The sequence below is a fragment of the Pseudonocardia autotrophica genome (assembly GCF_003945385.1).
GTDB classification, from domain to species: domain Bacteria; phylum Actinomycetota; class Actinomycetes; order Mycobacteriales; family Pseudonocardiaceae; genus Pseudonocardia; species Pseudonocardia autotrophica.
In genome coordinates this window covers 4,670,203-4,687,871 of sequence record NZ_AP018920.1, presented here as the reverse complement: position 1 = coordinate 4,687,871, position 17,669 = coordinate 4,670,203, and the positions used below count along the sequence as shown (strand labels likewise).

General features: G+C 73.5%; 15 protein-coding genes, 1 pseudogene and 1 riboswitch. Of the genes and pseudogenes, 8 read left to right on the top strand and 8 right to left on the bottom strand.

The window, feature by feature from the left end; translation table 11 throughout:
• Positions 1-270: 270 nt before the first annotated feature.
• From Pdca_RS21910 to Pdca_RS21900, 3 genes are read right to left on the bottom strand one after another with little or no spacing between them, the layout of a single operon-like run.
• Positions 271-1,227, bottom strand: a complete 957-nt coding sequence (locus tag Pdca_RS21910; protein ID WP_085914629.1) for an ABC transporter permease — start codon at positions 1,225-1,227, stop codon at positions 271-273.
• On the bottom strand, positions 1,217-2,071 hold the full coding sequence (locus tag Pdca_RS21905) for an ABC transporter ATP-binding protein (protein ID WP_085914630.1): 855 nt from the start codon (positions 2,069-2,071) through the stop codon (positions 1,217-1,219). Before Pdca_RS21905 ends, Pdca_RS21910 begins: the two co-directional genes overlap by 11 nt.
• Before the next feature lie 31 nt (positions 2,072-2,102).
• Positions 2,103-3,200, bottom strand: coding sequence for an ABC transporter substrate-binding protein (locus tag Pdca_RS21900; protein WP_085914631.1), 1,098 nt, complete (start codon positions 3,198-3,200; stop codon positions 2,103-2,105).
• A gap of 574 nt (positions 3,201-3,774) precedes the next feature.
• A riboswitch (SAM riboswitch) is annotated at positions 3,775-3,870 on the top strand.
• Between the two features lie 5 nt (positions 3,871-3,875).
• Between Pdca_RS21900 and Pdca_RS37810 the strand changes: the two genes are divergently transcribed.
• The 8 genes from Pdca_RS37810 to Pdca_RS21860 all read left to right on the top strand — a co-directional run bounded on the left by Pdca_RS37810 (position 3,876) and on the right by Pdca_RS21860 (position 12,353).
• On the top strand, positions 3,876-3,974 hold the full coding sequence (locus Pdca_RS37810; protein WP_331852678.1) for a putative leader peptide: 99 nt from the start codon (positions 3,876-3,878) through the stop codon (positions 3,972-3,974).
• Positions 3,975-4,046: 72 nt separating this feature from the next.
• The gene (locus tag Pdca_RS21890) at positions 4,047-5,345 is read left to right on the top strand and encodes an LLM class flavin-dependent oxidoreductase (RefSeq protein WP_085914633.1); all 1,299 of its coding nucleotides are present in this window, start codon (positions 4,047-4,049) and stop codon (positions 5,343-5,345) included.
• Positions 5,342-6,724, top strand: a complete 1,383-nt coding sequence (locus tag Pdca_RS21885; RefSeq protein ID WP_085914634.1) for an NtaA/DmoA family FMN-dependent monooxygenase — start codon at positions 5,342-5,344, stop codon at positions 6,722-6,724. The genes Pdca_RS21890 and Pdca_RS21885 overlap by 4 nt, the downstream gene beginning before the upstream one ends.
• A complete protein-coding gene (locus Pdca_RS21880) occupies positions 6,721-8,358 on the top strand; it encodes an ABC transporter substrate-binding protein (RefSeq protein ID WP_232021110.1) in 1,638 nt (545 codons plus the stop codon). Before Pdca_RS21885 ends, Pdca_RS21880 begins: the two co-directional genes overlap by 4 nt.
• Positions 8,359-8,430: 72 nt before the next feature.
• Entirely contained in the window at positions 8,431-9,381 is a 951-nt protein-coding gene (locus Pdca_RS21875; RefSeq protein ID WP_085914635.1) for an ABC transporter permease, read from the top strand.
• A gap of 43 nt (positions 9,382-9,424) precedes the next feature.
• Positions 9,425-10,357, top strand: a complete 933-nt coding sequence (locus Pdca_RS21870) for an ABC transporter permease (protein ID WP_085914636.1) — start codon at positions 9,425-9,427, stop codon at positions 10,355-10,357.
• Positions 10,354-11,988, top strand: coding sequence for a dipeptide ABC transporter ATP-binding protein (locus tag Pdca_RS21865; RefSeq protein WP_085914684.1), 1,635 nt, complete (start codon positions 10,354-10,356; stop codon positions 11,986-11,988). Before Pdca_RS21870 ends, Pdca_RS21865 begins: the two co-directional genes overlap by 4 nt.
• Positions 11,989-12,128: 140 nt before the next feature.
• The gene (locus Pdca_RS21860; protein WP_125911510.1) at positions 12,129-12,353 is read left to right on the top strand and encodes a hypothetical protein; all 225 of its coding nucleotides are present in this window, start codon (positions 12,129-12,131) and stop codon (positions 12,351-12,353) included.
• 77 nt (positions 12,354-12,430) lie between these two features.
• On the opposite strand, the gene Pdca_RS21855 is transcribed toward Pdca_RS21860, so the two are convergent.
• The 5 genes and pseudogenes from Pdca_RS21855 to Pdca_RS21835 all read right to left on the bottom strand — a co-directional run.
• Positions 12,431-12,919 (bottom strand): beta-class carbonic anhydrase, encoded by a 489-nt coding sequence (locus tag Pdca_RS21855; protein WP_085914638.1) that lies wholly within the window; start codon positions 12,917-12,919, stop codon positions 12,431-12,433.
• A 288-nt stretch (positions 12,920-13,207) separates the two neighbouring features.
• Entirely contained in the window at positions 13,208-13,609 is a 402-nt protein-coding gene (locus Pdca_RS21850) for a VOC family protein (RefSeq protein WP_197719794.1), read from the bottom strand.
• A 132-nt stretch (positions 13,610-13,741) separates the two neighbouring features.
• The gene (locus Pdca_RS21845; protein WP_085914639.1) at positions 13,742-14,425 is read right to left on the bottom strand and encodes a fasciclin domain-containing protein; all 684 of its coding nucleotides are present in this window, start codon (positions 14,423-14,425) and stop codon (positions 13,742-13,744) included.
• 178 nt (positions 14,426-14,603) lie between these two features.
• Positions 14,604-16,274, bottom strand: a complete 1,671-nt coding sequence (locus Pdca_RS21840) for a molybdopterin-dependent oxidoreductase (protein ID WP_307724028.1) — start codon at positions 16,272-16,274, stop codon at positions 14,604-14,606.
• Positions 16,275-16,574: 300 nt separating this feature from the next.
• A pseudogene (locus tag Pdca_RS21835) lies at positions 16,575-17,495 on the bottom strand (LysR substrate-binding domain-containing protein); the annotation flags it as partial.
• Positions 17,496-17,669: the final 174 nt, after the last annotated feature.

The window sequence follows — 17,669 nt, the reverse complement described above, 5'->3', positions numbered from 1 at the left end:
AGGGTCGACAGAGCGCCGACGCGACGCGCAGGAGGTCGATGTGACCCCGCGTCGTCAGCAGCACCGATCCGGTCATGGGACGACGGTAACCCGGCCCGGCCGGAAACCCAACCCCGGAGGTTGGGATTGAACTCACTGTGTTTCGCCTGGTGGGAAGCGGTGTACCCGTCCGGACACGTTGGCTGTGAGACACGGGGACACGAGAGCGCGAGCGGGCTCCCCGTGGCGAATCGGTGCCAGGGGAGCCCGCTCGCGTGAGGGGAGCGGGCCTCAGACCGTCAGGGCCAGGCCACGGGCCCGCAGCACCCGGCGTTCCAGCGGCCGGAACACCAGCAGCTCGATCCCGATCCCGACGATGAGGATCAGCAGGATGCCCGCGAACACCTGGGAGATGTTGCTGACGTCGGCGCCGTTCTTCAGGTAGGCGCCCAGCCCCAGGCCCAGTGCGGGCCCCATCGCGATGATCTCGGCGGCCATCAGCGACCGCCACGCGAAGGCCCAGCCCTGCTTGCAGCCGGCCAGGTAACCGGGCAGTGCCGCGGGCAGCAGGACGAACCGGGCCATCGCGAACCCGGTCGCCCCGAGGACCCGTCCGGCGCGGGGAAGGATCGGCGGCACCTGGTCGATCCCGGCGACCAGGCCGTTCGCGATCGAGGGCACCGAACCGAGCAGCACCACGTAGAAGATCGTGGCGTCGGTCAGGCCGAACCACAGCACCGCCGCGGGCACCCAGGCGACCGACGGCAGCGACTGCAGTCCGGTCAGCAGCGGCCCGATCGCGGCCCGGACCAGCGGGACCTTCGCCACCAGCAGGCCGAGCGGGGTGGCGATGGCCAGTGCGAACAGGAACCCGATCGCGGCCCGGCTGATCGAGGTCCACAGGATCGACCAGATCGAGCCGTCGATGACGATCTCGGCGAACTGCTCGCCGACCACGCCCGGTGCGGGCAGCCGGAACTCCGGCAGCACCGCCGACGCCCACACCGCCTGCCAGATGCCGATGATCGCGGCGAGCGCGACCAGCGGCGGCAGCCAGGTGCGCAGCAGTTGCTGCCACCACGGCGTCCGCCGGACGACCGGGGTGTCCAGCGCGTCCAGCCCGGCGATCGCGTCGGCGGTGTCGTTGTCGGGATGTCCGGGCGCACCGCGGGGCGCCCCGCCGGCGGTGCCGTCGAGCGGGTCGTCGCCGAGCACGCCGACCGGGCGGCGTCCGTCCTCACGCGGCATGGCTGGTGATCACCTGCCGCAGTCGTCCGGTGATGTCGTCGTGCAGCTGTGCCTGCTGCTCCGCGCCGTGGCCGTCGGCGGGGATCTCCCACTCGCGGACCACGGTGCCGGGCCGCGAGGACAGCAGGACCACCCGCTCGGCCAGCCGGACGGCCTCGCGGACGTCGTGCGTGACGAACACGATCGTGGTCCCGGTCGCCCGCCACACCCGCAGCAGCTCGCCCTGCAGGACGTCGCGGGTGATCGCGTCGAGCGCGGCGAACGGCTCGTCCATCAGCAGCAGGCCGGTCGTGTCGGAACCGGGGTCCCCGGCTCCCAGGCCGGTGGCCGCGGCCAGCGCGCGGGCCAGCGAGACCCGCTGCCGCATGCCGCCGGAGAGCTCGTGCGGGCGCTTGGCACCCACCCCCTCCAGCCGGACCAGCGACAGTAGCTCCTCGGCCCGCCGGGCGCGGGCCGCCCGGCCGTGCCCGGCGAGCCGCAGCGGGAGCTCGACGTTGCGCTGCGCGGTCAGCCACGGCATCAGCGCGGCCTCCTGGAACATGAACGACGGCCGCGCCGCACCGACCGAGACGGTGCCCGCGGTCGCGTCGTCCAGGCCGGCGAGCAGGTTCAGCAGCGTCGACTTGCCGCAGCCGGACGCGCCGAGCAGGCAGACGAACTCGCCGTCGGCGACCGTCAGGTCGATCCCCTTCAGCGCGTTCACCGCCGCCGGGCCGTGGCCGAATGTCTTGCCGACGCCGTGCAGCTGCACGGCGGCGGTGCCGTGGGTGCCGCGGGCGCCGTGGGCGCCGGTGATCTCGGCGAGATCGGTCGGTTCGGTGAGTTCGGTGAGATCGGCAGGCATCGGAGGTCCCCCTCGTCGGTGGTGGCGGTCGTCAGCTCGCGTCGAGCCCGGCCGGGTCGATCGCGGGCTCGCCGGCGGCCGCACGGACGGCGTTGATCGCGGTCGGGTCGAGGAAACCGGTGAGATCGGCGGCGGACTCGGCGATCTCCGCGGTCACGGCGTCGTCGGCCAGCTGTGGCCAGGTACCGGCCAGCGGATCGGTGTCGAAGGTCAGCTCGCCGAAGGCCCGGTCGAGCACCGGCTCGGACAGCGCGTTCCCGGTGATCTCCTGGATCGCCTGGTTGGAGACGGTGCGGGCCTGCTCGGGCTGCTCGCGGATGAACTCGATCGCCCGCTGCTCGGCGCGCAGGATCGCCTCGACGGTCTCCGGGTGCTGCTGCAGGAACTCGGTCCGGACGATGATCACCGTGGTCGGGAACTCGCCGTCCGGCCAGAGGGTCCGCTCGTCCAGGAAGACCGAGGCGCCGGCGTCGACCAGGCGCGAGCTCCACGGCTCGGGCAGCCAGCCGCCGGCGACCGCGCCCTGCTTGAACAGGTCGAGGGTGCGCGGGTTCTCGATGTTCTGCACGGTCACCGCGTCCGGCCCGTCGCCGATCGGGAGGTTGTTCTCCTTCAGCCAGGTCTTCAGCGCGACGTCCTGGGTGTTGCCCAGCTGCGGTGTCGCGATCGTCTTGCCCTTGAGCTGCTCGGGGGTGGTGATGTCCGGGGTGGTCACCAGCTGCGCACCGGCCGAGGTGGAGCCCGCGACCAGGCGGACCGCCTCGCCGCCGGAACGGGAGAACGCGTTGATCGCCGGGCCGGAACCGATGAAGGCCACGTCGATCGAGCCGCCGAGCAGCGCTGCGACCTGGTCCGGGCCGGCGTTGAAGGTCTGCGGGGTGAGCGCGGTGTCGCCGAGCTCCTCGGCGAACAGGCCGTTCTCGACCGAGATCAGCGCCGGGGCGTGGGTGATGTTCGGGAAGTAGCCGAGGCGGACCTCGGCGGCGGGGGAGGTCTCGCCCGAGGCGGCGGCGCCGCCTCGCTCCTCGGCGCGGGAGCAGCCGGCCAGTACGCCGACGGTGGCGAGCAGTGCGACGAGGACGGCGGCGGTGCGCCTCCGGGAACCGGAGCGCAGGACGTGCGGGGGCATCGGGACGTGGTCCTTCCGTGGTGGGGCCCGCGCCGGTGGAATCGGGCGCGGACGGGAGACGCCCGGTGCGGTCGCCGGGGGTCGGGATGTGCCGGGATCAGGGCACACCGGGGGAGCCGGTCGGGCCGGCGGCCGGGGAGACGGGGTCCCCCGGCGGAGGATCAGCGACAGTGCTCGCTGAAGGCCGGTGCACGCCGGCTGGGCCAGAACGGCTCGAGGCCGGTCGGGCGGACGGGGATCGTGCGGTGCCGCGCGCGGGATCGCGCAGCGATGGGTCGATCGCCCCGCGTCGTGGTGTCCGGAGCCTCGAGCACGCCCCGGAGACGCGGACCGGGACGCGATGGCCGTCCCTGGCACGTCGTCACCCGGACAGGGTGCGGTGCGGTCACCTCTCCGGACAACCCTCGGTCCACCGGCCAGGAAACGGGACACCCTGTCCGGACAACATCACCCGGATCCGGCGACCGGGTGTCCGTAGCTCGGGACGGCCGGATTATTCCGCACGCGTCGCAGGTCACTCCGGGTGCGCGCGGGTTGACACGGCGGTGGCCGGACTCCTTAGAGTCGATGGCGGACACCATCCGGAGCGGCCGAGAGACCTGGCTCGACGACGCCGCAGCAACCCCCCGCAGCACGCGGGTGCGGGTGCTCCTGCCGGGCACGATGGAGGGGATCATGCGGTCGGTGGCGGATCGGGTGCGCGGCGCGCACCACCCGCGGTACCGCAGGCACGTCGATCTGCGGCGGGTCACCAGCGCGGCCTGTCGCGGCTGAGCGCGTCCCCGCCTCCCACCTCTCACACACGTTCCGCCGCGCGTCGACGCGCGGCGAGGAAGCGATGCCCCGATGTCCGCACCGGACACCTCTGTCCCGCCCGCGTCGCCGCTGCACCTGGCGGTCGCGTTCGACGGCACCGGCTGGCACCCCGCCGCCTGGCGCGAGCCGGGTACCCGCCCCGGCGAGCTGTTCACCGCCCGGCACTGGGTGCAGCTGGCCCGCACCGCCGAGCGTGGCCTGCTCGACCTGATCACCATCGAGGACGGCCTCGGCCTGCAGTCCGGCGATCACCTCGCCGAGCCCGAGCGGCGCACCGACCGGGTCCAGGGCAGGCTCGACGCCTCGCTGGTCGCGGCCTTCCTCGCGCCGCTGACCTCGCGGATCGGGCTGGTCCCGACCGTCACCACCACACACACCGAGCCGTTCCACGTCGCATCGGCGCTGGCCACGCTCGATCACGACTCGCACGGCCGGGCCGGCTGGCGGGTGCAGACCTCGGTGCGCGCCGACGAGGCCGCGCACTTCGGCCGCAGGCAGATCCCCGCGGTCGGCCGGTCCGAGCTGGACACCCCGCGGGGCCGGGCGCTGGTCGCCGAACTGTTCGGCGAGGCCGCCGAGGTGGTCGACACGGTGCGCCGGCTGTGGGACTCCTGGGAGGACGGCGCCGAGATCCGGGACGCGCTCACCGGCCGGTTCGTCGACCGGGACCGGCTGCACACCGTCGACGTCGAGGCCGCGCACTTCGCCGTGCGCGGCCCGTCGATCGTGCCGCGGCCGCCGCAGGGCCAGCCGCTGGTGGCGTCGCTGTCGCACGGCTACGAGCCGTCGCTGCTCGCCGCGCGGGTCGGCGACGTCGTGTTCACCACCCCGCACGACGCAGACGACGCCGCCCGGGTGGTGGACCAGGTCCGCACCGCGGAGCGGGCCGCCGGCCGCACCGCGCCGCCGCTGCGGATCCTCGCCGATCTCGTCGTCGTGCTCGCCGGCACCGAGGCGGGCGCGCGGGACCGGCTGGCCCGGCTCGACGCCCGTGATCCGCTCTCCAGCGACGCGCTCGTCGTCGCCACCACCCCGGCCGGGCTCGCCGACCGGCTGCTCGACTGGCGGGCCGCCGGGCTCGACGGCTACCGGCTCCGCCCGGCCGTGCTGCCCACCGATCTCGACGCGATCGTCGACGGTCTGGTTCCCGAGCTGCAGCGGCGCGGCGCGTTCCGCACCGGCTACGCCGAGACCGGTCTGCGCGAACGCTTCGGGCTACCCCGTCCCACCAGCCGGTACGCGCCGCGGTCCGGCAGCGCGACCGTCCCGGCACTCCTCCCGGGGCTCGCCCCCGTGCCCGCCCCGACCACCACCGGGAGCCCCGCATGACCCGCAAGCAGATCGTCCTGGGTGCCTACTTCCCGGGCGTCAACCACGACACGGTGTGGAGCGATCCCGCCTCCGGCAGCCACATCGCGTGGGAGTCGTTCGAGCAGTGGGCCCGCACCGCCGAGCGTGGCGGCCTCGACCTGTTGTTCCTCGCCGAGGGCCTGCGGCTGCGCACCCGCGGCGGCGAGATCTTCGATCAGGACGTCGTCGGCCGCCCGGACACCTTCACGGTGCTCGCCGCGCTGGCCGCGGTGACCGAGCACATCGGGCTCGCCGGGACGATCAACTCCACCTACAACGAGCCCTACGAGCTGGCCCGCAAGTTCGCGACGCTGGACATCCTGTCCGGTGGGCGGGCCGCCTGGAACGTCGTGACCAGCTCGGACGCCCCGACCGGGGAGAACTTCCGGCGCGGCGCCTACCTCGGGCACCATCAGCGTTACGAGCGCGCCGGCGAGACGCTCGCCGCGGTCCGCGCGCTGTGGGATTCCTGGGGATCCGGCGCGGTCGTCGCCGACCAGGCCTCCGGGGAGTTCCTGTCCGACGCCCGGGTGGGCGACTTCGCGCTGTCGGGCAACCAGTTCGACATCGCGGGCCGGTTCAGCACGCCGCGCAGCCCGCAGGGTCACCCGGTGATCCTGCAGGCCGGCGAGTCGCCGGCCGGGCGGGACTTCGCCGCGGCGAACGCGGACGCGATCTTCTCCCGGTACCAGAGGTTCGACGAGGCCCGCGCCTTCTACGACGACGTCAAGGCCCGGGTCCGCCGGGCCGGGCGCGACCCGCACGAGGTCCGGATCCTGCCGAGCGCGGGCGTCGTGCTGGGGGACACCGACGCCGAGGCCCGGGAGCGGCACGAGCACATCCACGACCTGCAGGTGGACCCGTGGACCTCGATCGTGCTCGCCGAGATGGTGTGGAATCGGGACCTGTCGTCCTACGACCCGGACGGCCCGCTGCCCGACGTCGACCCCACCCCGGAGGCGCCGCGCTGGATCGAGGGCCGGGCCCCGCTCACCCAGGATCCGCACGCCACCGCGGCCGCCTGGCGGGAGATCGCCGCGGCCAACGGGTTCAGCCTGCGTGAGACCGTGAAGCACGTCTTCGACCGGGCGGTGTTCGTCGGCACCCCGGAGCACGTCGCCGACGAGATCGACCGCTACGTGCAGTCCGACGCGAGCGACGGCTTCATCCTCGGATCGCACGTCACTCCGTCCGGGCTCGACGAGATCGTCGAGCGGGTGGTGCCGATCCTGCAGGAGCGCGGCGTGTTCCGGACCGGCTACGACGGCGGCACACTGCGCGAGAACCTCGGCCTCGCACCGCCCGCCCGGTTCGGTGAGCGCCGGAACTCCGGGCGGCGCGCGGCGGTGGCGTCGTGAAGCTGCGCCGTCCGTCGTTCCCGTGGCGGGTGCCGCTGCCCGGGCTCCCCGCAGGCCGCGGCGCGGTGCTGCTCGCGGCCACCGCGCTGACCCTGACCGCCTGCGGCTCCGGTGCCGCCGGCGCGGCCGCCGGGGAGCCGCGGCCCGGCGGGACGCTGGTGTTCGCGGTCTCCTCCGACCAGGGCTGCGCCGATCCGCAGCAGGTGGCGTCGAACGACTCGATCTACTCGCTGCGCCAGGTCGTCGACTCGCTCACCGACCAGGACCCGGAGACCGGCGAGATCGTCCCGTGGCTGGCCACCGAGTGGTCCTCCGACGACGACGCGACCGCCTGGACGTTCACCCTGCGCGAGGGGGCGACCTTCTCCGACGGCACCCCGGTCGACGCCGAGGCGGTGCAGGCCAACTTCGACCGGATCCCCGAGCTCGGCGCCCGCGGGGTCCTGCCGAAGGGCTACCTCGCCGGGTACGCGGGTACCGACGTCGCGAGCCCGACCGAGTTCACCGTGCGCTTCGAGCAGCCGAACGTGCAGTTCCTGCAGGGCACCTCGACGCACAGCCTGGGCCTGCTCTCCCCGGCGAGCGTCGCCGGGACCGATGAGGAGCGCTGCGCCGGAGTGATCGGCTCCGGGCCGTTCACCCTCGAGTCGTACGTGAAGGACGACGTCACCGTCCTGGCGAAGCGCGCCGGCTACGACTGGGGCTCGTCGCTGTTCACCCGGCCCGGCGAGGCCTATCTCGATCGTGCCGAGTTCCGGGTCGTCCCGGAGTCCGGTGTGCGCTCGGGCAGCCTGCAGTCCGGCGAGATCGACGCGATCGCCAGCGTCGGGCAGCAGGACGAGGCGCCGCTGACCGCCGCCGGTGTCGAGCTGGCGGCCCGGCCGAACCCGGGCATCCCGTTCGGGATCAGCTTCAACCACGAGACCCCGCTGGGCGCCGACGCCGCGGTCCGCGAGGCCGTGTCGCGGGGCATCGACCGGGCCGAGCTGGTGACCGCCGTGCACCCGACGCAGACCGTCGCGGCGACCAGCTCGCTGTCCTCGACCACGCCGGGCTACGCCGATCAGTCCGCGCTGATCGAGCACGACGCGGCGGCGGCCACCGCCGCACTGGACGCCGCGGGCTGGGTGCCCGGGCCGGACGGCATCCGGGTCAAGGACGGCCGGCCGCTCACCCTGCCGCTGACCTTCGCGCAGAACATCGCGACCGCCAAGCCGTCGCTGGAGCTGATCCAGCAGCAGCTGCGCCGGATCGGGATCGACCTGCAGCTGCGCGAGGTGCAGATCTCCGAGTCCCCGGTCATCCAGCAGAACGGCGACTTCGTCGCCCTGTGGGGCAACCTGACCCGGGCTGACCCGGACATTCTCCGGTCGCAGTACTGGACCGGCGGGAACAACTACTACCGGCTCCCGCCGAGCCCGCTCGACGACGCGCTGGCCGGCCAGGCCGCCACCACCGACGAGGCCCGGCGTGCCGAGCTGGCCGGGACGGCGCAGCGGCTGCTCGCCGAGGGCAGGCACAACGTGCCGGTGGTCGAGCTGACCACAGTGCTCGGTGTCGGCCCGACGGCGCACGACGTCGCCTTCGACGCGTCGTCGCGGATCCAGCTGCACGACACCTGGAAGTCCGGATGAGTACCGCCGACGTGCTTTTTCCCGCGGAGGCGGCATGAGTACCGCCGACGTGCTTTTTCCCGCGGAGGCGGCATGAACACCCCGTATCTGCTGCGCCGGCTCGGCCTGGCCGCCGTCGTCGCATGGGCGGCGTGGACGGTGTCGTTCGTCGTGCTCTACCTGCTCCCCGGCGACCCGGTGGCCACCATGGCCGCCGGGGCCGGGGACGGCGAGCAGCTCGGCCCGGCCGAGCTGGACGAGCTGCGCGCCCGCTACGGGCTCGACCAGCCGCTGATCGTCCAGTACGTGACGAAGCTGCTGGCCGCGGTGCAGGGCGATCTCGGGACCTCGTTCGCCACCGGGCAGCCCGTCCGGTCGGCGATCGCCGAGGCGCTGCCCCCGACCCTGCAGATGGCGGGGGCGGCGCTGCTGGTGGCGATCGTCGGCGGCACCGCCGTCGCCGTCGCCGCGACCTGGACCCGCCGCCCGTGGCTGCGTCAGGTGCTGGCCGGGCTGCCGTCGCTGGCGGTGTCGCTGCCGGTGTTCTGGATCGGGCTGATGCTGGTGCAGCTGTTCTCGTTCCGGCTCGGCTGGCTCCCGTCGGTCGGTGACCGGGGAGTCGCCGCGCTGGTGCTCCCGGCGATCACGCTCGGCCTGCCGACCGGTGCGCTGATCGCCCAGGTGCTGGCGAAGAGCCTCGGCCAGACCCTGGAGGCGCCGTTCGTCACCACCGCGCGGGCCAAGGGGGTCGGCCCGGCCGCGGTGCACCTGCGACACGCGCTCGGCAACGCCGTCATACCCGCGCTGACGGTGCTCGGCTACGTGGTGGGCAACGTGCTCGCCGGAGCCGTCGTCGTCGAGACGGTGTTCACCCGGCCCGGTCTGGGCCGGCTCACGGTTGCCTCGGTCGGGGTGCAGGACATCCCGGTCGTGCAGGGCGTCGTGCTGTTCGCCGCGCTGACGTTCGTCGTGGTCAACCTGCTCGTCGATCTCGCCTACCCGCTGCTCGATCCGAGGGTCGCCGTCACCGCAGGTGCCCGGTGACTCCGGTGAGCCTGGCAACCCCGTTCCCGCACGGAGGTGCGTCATGACCGAGCTGCTGGACCGCGCCGCACGCGGCGCCCCCGATCCCGCGGCCCGCCCCGGCTCCGGCGGCCGCGGCGGAACCGGCCGGGCCGGGCGGCACGGTGGTGGTCCCGCCCGGTTCGGCCGGTTCCTGCGTGCCCGGCCCGGACTGGTCGCGGCGATCGCGATCGTGCTGCTGGTGCTGACGGCCGCGGTCGTCCCGGGGCTGCTCGCCCCCGGGGACCCGGCGATCGGCGACACCGCGGACCGGATGCTCCCGCCCGGCCCCGGGCACTGGTTCGGTACCGACCACCTGGGCCGGGACGTGTGGACCCGGGTCGTGCACGGGGCGTCGCTGTCGTTGCAGGCGACCGTGATCGCGGTGGCCGTCGCGCTGATCGCCGGTGGCCTGATCGGCCTGGTCGCCGGGTTCGCCGGTGGCTGGGTGGACGAGATCCTGATGCGCGTCGTGGACGTGCTGCTCGCGATCCCGGCGATCCTGCTGTCACTGGCCCTGATCACCGCGCTGGGCTTCGGCACGGTGAAGGTGGCGATCGCGGTCGGCATCGCCAGCGTGGCGAGCTTCGCCAGGGTGATGCGCGCCGAGACGCTGCGGGTGCGCCGTTCGCTCTACGTGGAGGCCGCCCGGGCGGTGGGCACCCGCGCTCACGTGACGTTGCTGCGGCACGTGCTGCCGAACGCGGCCGGACCGGTCGCGGTGCTCGCCGTGCTGGAGTTCGGGCTGGCGATCCTTGCGATCTCGGCGCTGTCGTTCCTCGGCTACGGTGCGCCGCCACCGGCGTCGGAGTGGGGTTCGTTGGTCGCCGACGGCCGCAACTACCTGGCCGTCGCCTGGTGGATGTGCGCGATGCCCGGCCTGGTGATCGCGGCGACCGTGCTGTCGGTGAACCGGATCTCGCGGGCCCTGGACGGCGAGTGGAGGCGATCGGCATGACCGGGCAGCTGTTGTCGGTCCGCGACCTGGAGATCACCTACCGCGGTTCGGCGGGGCCGGTGCACGCCGTGCGCGGGATCGATCTCGACGTGGCCCCGGGCGAGGTCGTCGCGATCGTCGGCGAGTCCGGGTCCGGCAAGTCGACGCTGGCCCAGGCGGTGCTCGGGCTGCTCCCGGAGAACGGCTCGGTCACCGGCGGGTCGATCGCGCTGTCCGGCACCGGTGAGCTGACCGGGCTGGCGGAGAAGGCGTACCGCGCCGTGCGCGGTGCCCGGATCGGCCTCGTCCCGCAGGATCCGGGCGTCGGCCTGAACCCGGTGCAGCGGGTCGGCGAGCAGGTCGCCGAGGTGTTGCGCACGCACGGCCTGGCCGACCGGCGCTCGGCGGCCGCCCGGGCCGTCGAGCTGCTGGAACGGGCCGGGCTCACCGATCCGGCGACCCGCGCCGGGCAGTACCCGCACGAGCTGTCCGGCGGGATGCGCCAGCGGGTGCTGATCGCGATCGCGATCGCCGCCGATCCGGCGCTGGTCGTCGCCGACGAGCCGACGAGCGCACTGGACGCGACCGTCGCCCGCCGGATCCTGGACCATCTCGACACGCTGCGCCGCGGATCCGGTACCGCGCTGCTGCTGATCACGCACGATCTGGCGGTGGCCGCCGACCGGGCGGACCGGATCGTCGTCATGCGGCACGGGCTGATCGTCGAGCAGGGGCCTGCGGCGGAGCTGCTGGCCGGTGCGACCGAGGAGTACACCCGGGAGCTGCTGGCCGCGGCGCCCGGGCTGGCCGTGACCGCGCCGCCGCCGCGGCCCGCGGTCGATCCCACCGGGGTCCCGATCGCGGAGGTCCGGGACCTGGTGAAGGAGTTTCCGCTGCCGCGGGTGCGCGGGCAGTGGCGGCGCCCCACGCACCGGGCGGTGGACGGGGTGTCGTTCAGTATCGCCCGCGGCGAGACCCTCGCACTGGTCGGCGAGTCCGGATCGGGCAAGTCGACGACGGCGCGGCTGCTGCTGCGGCTCGAGGACCCGACATCGGGCGAGATCCTGATCGACGGCGAGGACGTCACCCGGGTCCGCGGCGAGGCGTGGCGGCGGCTGCGGCGCCGGGCCCAGCTGGTCTACCAGAACCCGTACGCCTCGCTGGACCCGCGGTTGCGGGTGCGCGAGATCGTCACCGAACCGCTGCGGGCGTTCTCCGTGGGCAGCCCGGCCGAGCAGGCGGACCGGGCGGCCGAGCTGATCGGCCGCGTCGCGCTGCCCACCGAGCTGCTCGAACGCCGGCCCGCGGAGTTGTCCGGTGGGCAGCGGCAGCGGGTCGCGATCGCCAGGGCGCTGGCGCTGTCGCCGGACCTGGTGGTCTGTGACGAGCCGGTGTCGGCGCTGGACGTGTCGGTGCAGGCCCAGGTCCTGGAGCTGCTCGCCGAGCTGCAGGAACGTGACGGGCTGGCCTATCTGTTCATCTCGCACGACCTGGCCGTCGTACGCCGGGTCGCGCACCGCACCGGGGTGCTGCGGGACGGGGTGCTGCGCGAGCTGCGGCCGACCGCCGAACTGTTCGACGACCCCCGCGACGACTACACCCGGGAGCTGCTGGCCGCGATCGCCGGCCGCCGGGCGGAGGTCGCCCGGTGAGCCGTCCGGTGATCTGCCCGGTGAGCCGCACCGTCACGTCGCGGCGCCGGTTCGTCGACTTCGGTCGCACCCACACCACGCTCTGTCGCCCCGGCCGGACGACCGCATCCCGACCGCACCGCAGAGCCCAGGAGACCGCCGTGAGCACACCCGTCCGTGCCCTTCCGACCGACCACACCACCCGATCCCGCGCCGTGGATCCCGGTGCCCAGCTGCTCGACGGCCTGGAGGCCCTCGTCCGGCGGCACCGGGCGCTGGCCCACGACGACGCCGACACGCTGCACGCCGAGCTGATCACCGCCGAGGTGGCCCAGCAGCTGGCGGTGGCGCGCAACGCGCTGCGCCGCATCCCGCGGTCGGCCTGACCGACATCGAGGGCCGACATCGAGGGCCCGGCACCGGGCGCGCATTCCCGGTGCCGGGCCCTCGATGTCCGGTGCGGCTACCCGACCTCGTCGAGCTTGCCGGTCGCGACGTCGAACACGAACCCGCGGATCGAGTCCTTCTTCGGTACGAACGGGTTCGCCTTGATGCGGGCGATCGACTGCCGCACATCGGCGCCGAGGTCACGGAACGACTCCGGGGCCCACTCCGGCTTGATACCGATCTCGTCCTGGATCGACGCCCTGAAGGCGTCGTCGGTGAAGGTCAGCATCCCGCAGTCGGTGTGGTGGATCAGGATGATCTCCTCGGTCCCGAGGAGCCGCTGGCTGATCGCCAGCGAGCGGATCTCGTCGTCGGTGACCACACCGCCGGCGTTGCGGATGACGTGCGACTCGCCCTCCTGCAGACCGAGGACGCGATAGACGTCGATCCGGGCGTCCATGCAGGCGACCACGGCGAGCTTGCGGGACGGCGGCAGCGGGAACGGGCCGGAGAAGGACTCGGCATAGCGGGCGTTGTTCTCGAGCAGTTCGTCGGTGACGGACACGGGTGCTCCTGTGCAGTGGGGGAGCGCGGGCGTCGAACCCGCGCGGAAACGCACGGGACGGCCACGCGGCGACCCACCGGCACGTGGTGTGCGGAGGGTCGCTACGCGGCCCACCGACAGAACTCGTCGAACTGCACGACCCGGCGGCTGGGCCAGAACGGCTCGAGCCGGGTGCGCATCACCGCATGATTCGACCGCGTCCGGTCCCCGCACGCAAGGCGCGGACCGGTGGACTCTTCGATCGGCAGCACCGGCGGCACGAGCGGCCGGCCGGAGTCCGGGGAATGATCAGCTGTCCGGTCCGGTGAAGAACTCCAGTGCGATGTTGTCCGGATCGCGGAACGAGATACCGCTGCCGTAGTGCGCCCGCTTGATCCCGTCGTGGCCGATCCCGAGCTCGGTCAGGCGCTGCGCCCACCGCTCCAGCTCCGCGTGCGAGCCGACCGCGAACCCGACGTGATCGAGGCCGGTGCGCTGCTCGTCGAACGGTTCGCCGGACTCCCGGCCCTGGTGGGTGTGCAGCCCGAACAGCATGCCGCCGTCCAGCGCGAAGACGGTGTGGTGGAACCGGCCACCCTCCTCGTCCTCGTCGAGGACGGGCTCGGTGCCGAACAGCGCCGCGTACCAGCGGGTGCTGCGATCGAGATCACTGACGGTCAGCGCGACGTGCTGCAGTCCCGGAAAGGCCACGATGGAGCTCCCTTGCTTCTCGTGTGGGGATATCGCCACGTGTCTATCAGTCGTGGTCGTCGCGCCGGGCCCTCCAACAGGACGGGGCGGGACCCGGGAGATTCCCGTGGTCCCGCCCCGTGTACCCGGTGATCAGCTGGCGGGCATGAGCACCTTGTCGATCACGAACACGGTCGCGTTCGAGGTCGGGATGTTGCCGCAGAGCACGGCGGCGGTGTTGCCCTGGCCGTCGGTCACGGTCGGGGCGTCAGCGGTGCCGCCGATGGTCAGGTCGCCGCCGGCGAGCTCGGTCAGCGTGCCCTTCTCGACGATGCCCTCGGCGTCCAGACGCTCCGGCGTCACGTGGTAGGAGAGCAGGCCCTGCAGCTGCTCGGTGTCGGCGAGCAGCGCGTTGAACTGCTCCTCACCGAGCTGCTCCTGGACCGCCTCGAAGGCCGGGTTCGCCGGGGCGAACACGGTGATGGCCTCCTGCTGGTTCAGCGTGTCGGCCAGGCCGGGCACCTCGCCGACCGCGGTCACCAGGGTGCTGAGCAGCGGGTTGCTGCCCGCGGCGGTGGCGACCGGCTGCGGGCCCATCGCGTTCAGCGAGCCGGGCTCGTCGCCCTGCGGAAGCTGGCCGCAGGCCGGGCCGAACACGTCGTCGTTGGTGGTGACACCGTCGGCGGCGGCCGGCTCGGCCGGGGCCGACGACATCGCCGGCGGGGCGGAGGCGGCCGGCTCGGCCGGCTCGTCGCCGCCCATGCCGCCACAGGCGGTGAGGCCGAGGGAGAGGGCCGCCAGGAGTCCGACGGTGGCCATGGTGCGAGATGCGCGCATTGTGATTTCCTTTCGAGATGATGCCGGGCGAAGAATGCTGTAGTTATTTTTTCCGGTGTCGAGATGTTGTTCGTGTCGAGCCGGCTGTCCGGTTCGGACGGATGGAGTTTTTTTTCGAGAAGATTCCGGGTTTTCCGGAAAATGCCAGGGCGGTGCCCGGGAACGACGCGTCGCGGGCTCAGGCGACGGTGAGGATCACCTGCGGCTGACCCGTCGCACCGTCCGGGATCGGATCGACGCGCTCCTCGGTCTGGGTCAGGCCGCGCCGGTCGGTGGCACGTGCGGTGAGGGTGTGGCTGCCCGGTTCGAGATCGAGCTCGGCCGTCCACATCCGCCAGGTGTTCGGATTGACCTCGGTGGCCAGTTCGGCCCGTACCCACGGCCCGCCGTCGGCCCGGACCTCGACCTGCGCGATCCCCACCGGCTGCGCCCAGGCGACTCCGGCGACCCGGACCCGTCCGGCCGGCTGCTCGGAGAACCCGGTCGGGGCGTCGATCCGGCACTGGGTCTTGATCGGTGCCCGCTCACCCCAGCCGCGGTCGCGCCAGTAGACGGTGCGGTCGGCGAACGTGGTCAGCTCGATCTCGGCCAGCCACTTCGTCGCCGAGACGTACCCGTAGAGACCTGGCACCACCATCCGCACCGGGAACCCGTGCTCGACGGGCAACGACTCGCCGTTCATGCCCAGCGCGAGGATCGCGCCGCGGCCCGGCTCGAGGACGGTCGCGGTCGGGGTGCCGGCGGTCCAGCCGTCGCGGCTGGTGGAGACGATCTGATCGGCCGCCGGATCGACGCCGGCCTCCAGCAGCAGCGGCGCCAGGTCGACACCCACGAAGTTCGCGGTGGACACCAGGTTGCCGCCGACGGTGTTGGAGACACAGGTCATCGTGATCGTCCGCTCGACCAGCGGACGGGCCATCAGGTCGTCGAAGTTGAGGGTGATCTCGCGATCGACCCGGCCGTGGATGCGCAGGCTCCAGTCCTCGGCGCGCACGGCGGGGATCTGCAGGGCGACGTCGATCCGGTAGAAGTCCGCGTTCGAGGTGACGAACGGGACCGTGCCGAACCGGGCGAATCCCGCGGACTCCGGGATCGCCGGCGCACGCTCGGTGAGCCGGGCCATCGCCAGCCGCCGGGTCACGGTGGCCCGGGACTCGGCGATGCCGCGCCCGGAGGCGGCCAGCGCGACGCCGGCACCACCGGCGACCAGCGACCCCACCGCGACAGCTGCCGAGGCACCGGCGAGTACCGTCCGGCGGCGGACCGGGGTCGCGGCCGGTCCGTCGCCGGACGAGATCGGGCCGGCAGGATCGGCCGGACCGGGGGGACCGGCGGGACCGGTTGCGCCGGCGGCTCCGGGCGCGCTGTGCCGGGCCGCGGCCGCCGACCTCGCGAGGTGGTGCAGGCCGAGTTGGGTGAGCAGCCCGACGACCAGCGCGGTGAGCGGTGCGAACACGTCCGACGGCCGGGCGGCGGGCCCGGCGAGCACGGCCACCGTCGAGACGACGCCCAGCAGTACCACCGCGAGGGTGCCGGGCAGTGGCCGGTGCCGGGCGGCGAGGCCCGCCGCCGCCCCGGCGAGCATCAGCAGCACCGCGGTCCCGGCGAGGAGCACCGGCTTGTCGGCCGTGCCGAACGCGGATTTCGCGAACTCGACCACCGGCTGCGGGGAGAGCCGCACGACGGCGTCGCCGACCGCGACGAACGGTGACGACGCCGGTGCGAGCAGCCCCGCGACCAGATGGCCGGAGGCCACCGCGGCGATGATGGCGAGCAGTTCCACCATGATCGCCACCGACCGCGACAGAACGGTGCTCGCTTTTACCGGGGCCCGCTCGTCGGTGGTCACACCTGTTCTTCGAGAATGCGGGCCCTGCTGGTTCGGATGAATTCTCCGGCGTGCCGATGCGCGCCGGCTGAGCGGTTCCGGACGGGGCGGGCCCGGTCAGGTCAGCCCGAGCCGCTCGGTGTTCGACCCGAGCGTCTCGGGGGCAGGCGCGGTCGTGGCCGCGGGTACGGCGCCGGTGCGCTGGTTCGGCGGCGCGGCGTCCCCGGTGGAGTGCTGGGTGGCGTGCTGGGTGGTGTCCGATGGCGGGTCGGCGGGCTGTTCCGTCGGCGCGGGGACGGGCGTCGAGGGTGGGGTCGGCGCGGGGAGCGCGGTGTCGGCACCCAGACCCATCTGCGCCGCCGCCGTGCGGATCGCGTCGACGACCAGCAGCAGCGCCGCCCGGCGCCCGGAGTTCGTACGGTAGGCCAGCGACACGGTCCGGGTGAGGGCGTCGCCGAGGGCCACCACGTCGACCCCGGGGGGCCGCAGCGCCAGGCCCAGGTCGGACACGAGCGTCACGCCCAGCCCGGCCGAGACCATCGCCATCGCGGTGGCCTGCTCCTCCACCTCGTGGTCGATCCGCGGGACGTACCCGGCCGCCTGGCAGGCGAGCCGCGCGGCGTGCCCGAAGTGCGAGCGGGCCGGGGACATGATCCACGGGTGCTCGGCGAGCTCGGCCATCGTGACGCTCGCGGCGGGCACCGCACCGGCGGGGACCGCGGCGTAGAGCCGCTCGACGGCGATCACCGCGCGTTCCAGGCTGCGGTCCCAGGTCATCGGGTAGTTGGAGTAGTCGATGACGAACGACAGGTCGAGTTCGCCGTCGCGGACCGCGGCCGCCGTCTCCTCGGGGGCCAGCTCGCGGCTGCGGACCACCACCCCCGGATGCGTACGGGCCAGCGCGGTCAGTGCGTCGGGTAGCAGCCCGGACGCCACCGACGCCCACACCCCGGCCGTGACCTTCGCCGAGACCGACTCCCCGGCCTCCTCGATGGCCTGGGTCGCGCGTTCCACCGCGGCGAGAATCCCCTCGGCGTGCTCGGCCAGCAACACTCCGAGGTCGGTCAGTTGCACGCGGCGACCACGCCGTTCGAACAAGCGGGCACCGACGTCGCGTTCGAGCTGGGCGAGCTGCTGGGACACCGCCGACGCGGTGTAGTGCATAGCCGTCGCGGCCGCGGTGATCGTTCCGCGTCGGTGCAGCTCACGCAGCATCCGGAGGCGGGGCAGCGACAGGTCCATGAACCGGAGCCTAGGCGTTGTGCAGGAACGGTGAACACCGCCGTGAATGATCCGTAAATGGACGCGGTGGCAGGTCCGGCCGCACGCTGGGGTCACCGGTCGATCAGCCATGGACCGGGGGGACGACGAGGTCCGCAACAGGCTAAGACGCGACCGGCGTGGCCCCAGGCCAGG

Bases quoted from the DNA above. Each gene is read 5' to 3' on its own strand.
- Pdca_RS21910 (WP_085914629.1), bottom strand. From the start codon at position 1,227: ATGCCGCGTGAGGACGGACGCCGCCCGGTCGGCGTGCTCGGCGACGAC.
- Pdca_RS21905 (WP_085914630.1), bottom strand. From the start codon at position 2,071: ATGCCTGCCGATCTCACCGAACTCACCGAACCGACCGATCTCGCCGAG.
- Pdca_RS21900 (WP_085914631.1), bottom strand. From the start codon at position 3,200: ATGCCCCCGCACGTCCTGCGCTCCGGTTCCCGGAGGCGCACCGCCGCC.
- Pdca_RS37810 (WP_331852678.1), top strand. From the start codon at position 3,876: ATGCGGTCGGTGGCGGATCGGGTGCGCGGCGCGCACCACCCGCGGTAC.
- Pdca_RS21890 (WP_085914633.1), top strand. From the start codon at position 4,047: ATGTCCGCACCGGACACCTCTGTCCCGCCCGCGTCGCCGCTGCACCTG.
- Pdca_RS21885 (WP_085914634.1), top strand. From the start codon at position 5,342: ATGACCCGCAAGCAGATCGTCCTGGGTGCCTACTTCCCGGGCGTCAAC.
- Pdca_RS21875 (WP_085914635.1), top strand. From the start codon at position 8,431: ATGAACACCCCGTATCTGCTGCGCCGGCTCGGCCTGGCCGCCGTCGTC.
- Pdca_RS21870 (WP_085914636.1), top strand. From the start codon at position 9,425: ATGACCGAGCTGCTGGACCGCGCCGCACGCGGCGCCCCCGATCCCGCG.
- Pdca_RS21865 (WP_085914684.1), top strand. From the start codon at position 10,354: ATGACCGGGCAGCTGTTGTCGGTCCGCGACCTGGAGATCACCTACCGC.
- Pdca_RS21845 (WP_085914639.1), bottom strand. From the start codon at position 14,425: ATGCGCGCATCTCGCACCATGGCCACCGTCGGACTCCTGGCGGCCCTC.